Below are 822 nucleotides of genomic sequence, written 5' to 3'. Positions count from 1 at the left end.
CGGAATTGGTAGACGCGCTAGCTTCAGGTGTTAGTGTCCCACGGATGTGAGGGTTCGAGTCCCTCTCTTCGCACCATTACTTATGCAAAAGGCCCATCACGAAAGTGATGGGCCTTTTGTTTTTACCCCTTGTTATGACTATGCTTTTGACGACTCACCGCCCATCGTCATGCCAAGGAACGCATATGATACTGGATACCGACATTCACAACTTCTACGAGCATCTGGTGCTCAAGGAGATTGAGAGACAGGGACTCAACCAGAAGCTGAGCGCCAACCAGATGGCCGATCTCTGCTGTCTGACCCTGAACCAGCTGCCCTCCCACTACATTCGTCACGACGTCGACATGATCTACTTCCTGACCGATGCCAAGCGTACCGAGATGGAGAAAAACGTCATCGAGTCGCTCAAGCTGGCGCAAGAGAAGGTGCAAAGCGCCCCGGCCACCTCGTCATAACCAGGGCTGTTGCCAGATCAGGGCCGCGACTCCCGTCATACCGGCCACCGGCAGCAGGATCAGCGCAGGCCTCAGCCTGGGTTCGAGCATGACCCAGGCGGCCAGCAAGAAGCCCAGGCTCCACATACCGTATGCCTTGTCCTGACCCCAGATCAGGATCGCCAGCAGCCCGATCAGCAGCATGGCTCTCACTATCCATCTCATGACACACTCCTCTCCAACAACTGATAACAATTATCATTTGTATTTTAGGAGTATGCAATCGGACTTTTCTATCGGAGTCGAATGGTGCGTATTCCGGTGAAGTTGAACAGCCATTCCGGCCAACGTGAACACCCTGATCCTTAACGCGCTCACGTCATCT

General features: G+C 53.9%; 2 protein-coding genes. One reads left to right on the top strand and one right to left on the bottom strand.

The annotated features are described in order from the left end of the window. Positions 1 to 185: 185 nt before the first annotated feature. Positions 186 to 458, top strand: a complete 273-nt coding sequence (locus OKB81_RS20655) for a late competence development ComFB family protein (protein WP_016352123.1) — start codon at positions 186 to 188, stop codon at positions 456 to 458. On the opposite strand, the gene OKB81_RS20650 is transcribed toward OKB81_RS20655, so the two are convergent. Next, positions 453 to 662: a hypothetical protein gene (locus OKB81_RS20650; protein ID WP_011707516.1), complete on the bottom strand. Its 210-nt coding sequence runs from the start codon at positions 660 to 662 to the stop codon at positions 453 to 455. The two genes, OKB81_RS20655 and OKB81_RS20650, sit on opposite strands and share 6 nt — an antisense overlap. Positions 663 to 822: the final 160 nt, after the last annotated feature.

Source organism: Aeromonas sp. QDB56, assembly GCF_027705505.1.
GTDB classification, from domain to species: domain Bacteria; phylum Pseudomonadota; class Gammaproteobacteria; order Enterobacterales; family Aeromonadaceae; genus Aeromonas; species Aeromonas caviae.
The sequence above is the reverse complement of the archived record's forward strand: the minus strand, read 5'-3'. Positions and strand labels throughout refer to the sequence as shown.